This is a genomic window from bacterium CG_4_10_14_0_2_um_filter_33_32 (assembly GCA_002792735.1).
GTDB lineage: Bacteria > Patescibacteriota > CPR2_A > CG2-30-33-46 > CG2-30-33-46 > CG2-30-33-46.
The window spans coordinates 1-4,762 of sequence record PFOW01000071.1; the positions used below are offsets into that span (position 1 = coordinate 1).

2 protein-coding genes are annotated in these 4,762 nt (G+C 34.8%); both read right to left on the minus strand.

From position 1 onward, the window contains the following. Positions 1-3,252 (minus strand): intein-containing DNA gyrase subunit B (locus tag COX95_04705; protein PIZ85246.1); only part of this gene is annotated, 3,252 nt, incomplete at its 3' end. A gap of 186 nt (positions 3,253-3,438) precedes the next feature. Beyond that, positions 3,439-4,728, minus strand: coding sequence for a hypothetical protein (locus COX95_04710; protein PIZ85247.1), 1,290 nt, complete (start codon positions 4,726-4,728; stop codon positions 3,439-3,441). Positions 4,729-4,762 lie beyond the last annotated feature (34 nt).

Below are 4,762 nucleotides of genomic sequence, written 5' to 3' on the forward strand. Positions count from 1 at the left end.
TTCATTAGCTTTTTCAGCGTCTTCAACGTTTACTTGATACAAAACTCTATTCTCCTGATCCATGGTTGTTTCCCATAACTGTTCCGGATTCATTTCTCCTAAACCTTTATATCGTTGAATCATTACACCTTTTACTTTTGTTTCTTCTTTTTCTTTACCTTCTTCTTGTTCGCCATCAGGCCTGTTTTCTTCTATTGCTCTCTCTTCTTTCTCGCCTTCTTCAGCTTCTTCAACTTTAATATCTTCCTCTACTTTACTTACACCAAAATTCGAAAGGATTTCTTCCTTATCTGCATCAGTATAAGCATAATGAGCCTCTTTACCTTTTTGGATTTTATAAAGCGGGGGTTGGGCAATATATAAATGACCCTTTGTAATCAATTCTTCAAAGTATCTATAAAATAAGGTTAAAAGTAATGTCCTAATATGAGCTCCATCCACATCAGCATCAGTCATGATAATAATTCTTCCGTATCTTAATTTGCTTATATCCATTTGATCACCGATTGCCGTCCCCAAAGCGATTATCAGAGCCTTTACTTCGTTGGAGGCAAGCATTCTATCCAATCTTGCTTTTTCAACATTCAATATCTTCCCGCGAAGAGGCAAAATTGCCTGAAAGTTCCTGTTGCGACCTTGCTTAGCACTATTATGAACAAAAACGCCACTTGCCAATGCAAAATTATGAGTTTGCGACACTTCTAAATCATAAACATCCATCTTTGTCTTCATAGGAATAACCGCTTTGACTTTATGATTATAATTTACAACCGCTTTTTCTAGTTTATTCTTGTCACCACCAAAAAATCTGTAACAAATTGTATCAATACTTATAATGCTTCGGTCGCCTCTTTGCTTTCTAATATTATTATACGCTTCTTTATTAATTTTTTGACTATCTTTATAAATCATAGAAAGCACTTCCAAGGCTTTTCTTAAATAAGTTTGATCATACGCTTTTTTTCTTTTCTCTCTGAATTCATCTGTCCACTGTTTCTTTGTCATCCCTGATCGCCATTTTCTTAAATCTCGGTCATTCCATTGTTCTTTAGCTATAGTAGAAAGATATCCTTTTTTATCCGGATTACTCTCAAAATATTCCCTAATTCGTTCTGACTGTTTTTTTCTATTAGAATCATCACCCCAATATAGCTTTTGTAACTTATTAAGAAGCTTATTATTTTTTTCTCGATATTCGGAATTATTATGATAGAACTCCAAAAACTTTTTCACCATATATTCTTTGTATTGTTGATTTCCCCACTGTTTTTTAGCTCGTTCGCTTAACATTTTTTTCATCCCTAAAGATGAAAAAACTTTTCTAATCCTTTCTCTAAACTCTGGCGTCTGATGTATTTTCCTGCATTTTTCCTTTGTTTCTTCTGTATGTAATGTGAGATGAGCAAGTTCTCTGTGATATTTTAAATGTTCGTCCTTTGCCATCCTTATTATATTATCGGGATTATTATTTAGCTTATTAAAATCGATGTGATGCTTATGAAATCCTTCGCTCTCTATATATGCCCCACTATCCAAATTGTACTTATCAGCTAAAAGATGGGTGAAAATCCACTTCATGTCTTTAGAATTAAGAACCATTTCATAACCATCAATTGTTATTCTCCCGCCAATTTCAGAATGTTTTCGATACAATGGCATTAAAGAATCATCGGACTTTAAATCAAAAGCTTTTTTGTAAATACCGCTCCTTAACATAAACTTATGATCAGGAGTGCAAATTATTTCCTCTCCATTATCTAGAATAATTTTAATAGCCTTAGCAGCTATTTTTGTTTTTCTTGGATTTTCTATTAATGCAATTCCAATATTGCCATCTTTTTGAATCGTATAGCAATAGCTTTTCTTTCCTTTTCTATATTCATTAACTAACTCTTTGAATGTAATATTTCTACCATCTGTAAGAGCAATTTTTGTGTCGCCCGAAAAACAGCCACCAGCAGAATCTCCTTCAACAATAAATAATTCAGATCTATCAGGATTCTTTTCTGAGCAATCAGCAAGCTTTCCCGGCAATGTAATTCCTTCTAAAATACCTTTTCTAATAACGCTGTCTCTTGCGGCACGAGCAGCCATCCTAGCTTTAGCGGCCAAAAATACTTTTTCCATTATTTTCTTGGCATCATCTGGATGTTCTTCCAAAAACTGCACAAATCCTTCACCCATAATAGATTCTACTACTGTTCTTACTTCCGGATTTCCTAATTTTGCCTTAGTCTGCCCCTCAAATTGAGGGTTTTTTAGCTTAACAGAAATAATAGCCGTTAAACCTTCGCGCGTATCTTCTCCCTGTAAAGTTGGATCGCTATTTTTTAAATATCCAAATTTTCTGGCATAATCATTCAAAACTCTGGTTAGCGATGCTCTAAACCCAGTCAAATGCATTCCGCCTTCTATTGTATGAATATTATTCGCATAAGTATAAATATTTTCATTAAAACGGTCTGTATATTGAAGCGCTATCTCGCAAGTAATATCATTAAGTTCTTTATCAATATAAAATATCGATTCATTAACCAAAGTTCGGTTTTTATTAAGATGTTTTATGTAAGATTGTATTCCGCCCTCAAAGTGAAACCCATAAGTTGCATTACTACGATAATCTTTAACTTTAACGGTAATTCCCTTAGTTAAGTACGCTTGCTGTCTGGCATAATCAAGTATTGTATCTAAGTTAAATGTAGTTGTTTCAAAAACATCTGGGTCAGGCTTAAAGCTAATCGTGGTTCCTGTATGGCTTGATTTTCCAACCGGCTTAACGTCCCCTTGAGGAACTCCTCTTTTGTATTGCTGGGCATAAATCTTCCCATCACGCATTACTCTAGCTTCAGTCCATTCTGATAAAGCATTAACAACCGAAACTCCAACTCCATGCAAACCCCCTGAAACTTTATATCCGCCGCCGCCGAATTTACCTCCGGCATGAAGAATGGTTAAAACTGTCTCAAGGGTAGATTTTTTAGTTTGGGGATGCTTTTCTACAGGAATTCCACGACCATTATCAGTTACCCTTATTTTATTGTCTTCTAAAATTTCTATTTGAATATCATCAGCAAAACCCGCCATCGCTTCGTCAACAGCATTATCAATAACCTCCCATACTAAATGATGGAGACCTGTAACGCCGGTTGAACCAATATACATCCCGGGTCTTTTACGAACTGGTTCTAATCCGGTTAAAACCTGGATGCTTTCGGCTCTATATTCTTGTGCAGCTGATTTTTGTTTAGTCATTTTTTTCCTCTTAAAATAAATCCGGCACTAATTTCACTAATTTTTGAAAATATTTAGATAGTCACTAATTTTTAATCTTAGTGCTGGATAAAAAGATTTAAGCTCTTTTTTAAATTATACAAAAAAATAACCTTAAATAAAAGTGTTATTGCTCTTATAAAAAATTACGCTCCTCTAAAAAATAAATCAATAAAGCCACCAAGGTTCTAACTTAGCGTATTTTAAACTTGTATCGGCATTACCGAAATAGCTGATATGAACGTTTTTAAGCACATCCTCAAAAATTGCCGGGGTCCAGCCGGTTTTTTTTTCGCTAGAACTTTTGTCTAACTTTAATTCCTCCCATCCATAAATAGATTTCCTCTTCAATATTAAGCTTAAAGAGTCATTTTTTGTATAGATTATCCAAGGTTTATTTTTATACCAAACCATTGCATCGTTAGACCAATCCTGATAATAATTCGTTTCCACAGTTTCTATATCCCAGGTTGACCCGTTATATTTGGCATATTTGATAACATTATTTGGATTATTATTGAAAGAATAAGCCACATGAGGAATGGGAGGATTTTGTGATGTATCAAGAACTAAATTTGTATATTCTTGCCAGTTTTGAATGCTCTCATTATCAATAGTTGAGGCTCCGAGCCATTGAGCGCCATCCCATTTCTTATAGCGGTATTGCATTGCTGTCCAATCGAAGTAAGAAATATGCGGATAATTGTTAGAGTCTAATGTAATGTCGGTATGATAAATATAATTACTGGTTTCAAGATAAGTCTTAGTAATATACCCGTTATTTTTATCGTAAACCAGGTATCTAACCCCGGGCCAAGCACCATAAATAATATGAACTCTTCCTAAACCATCCTTGACTACAGATTGATGAATGCAATCAACATCGCTAAGACCTGCTGCCGTTTTAACACTCTCAATATTCCATGAACCGTTGGCAGTATTTTTCCAAGCATGTTTTAAATTAAAATTCGATCTATCACAATAAAAGATATGCGGCAAGCCGTCTAATAAAACAATTTCCGACCACTGACCCACTTCAATTGCGCCAACATCTACCGGCTCTGTTATCCAATTGGTTCCATCCCATTTTGCATACCATAAATCCCAATCAGTAAAATTAATGTAACTTATATGGGGATATCCGTTAGAATCTATGGCAATATCCGAATCTCGTCCGAAATCTTTCCCCGCTTGCTGATGAACTTTCCAAAATTCAGCCATTTTTCTTTCATAATCTCGCCTTATGCCATTTTTTAGTCCCCTTCCTTTAAGCCACACCTCTTCTAAAATATCAGCAGTTTTAAAAAATCTGTCTATTAAAAAATAGGTATCGGATGTTTGATATACTACTTTCTGTTCAATACTCTTTCCTGCCTCAGTAATACCCAGTTCCCACCCTGATTCCATATTATAATAAGCAATTTGGGTATTCTCGATATTGAATAAGTTACGAAACATTTGAGACTCCTGCAAATAACTAAGGAGTTTCCAA

What these genes read in the sequence shown, in the direction of transcription:
- COX95_04710 (PIZ85247.1), bottom strand. Translation starts at nt 4,728, where the DNA reads ATGTTTCGTAACTTATTCAATATCGAGAATACCCAAATTGCTTATTAT.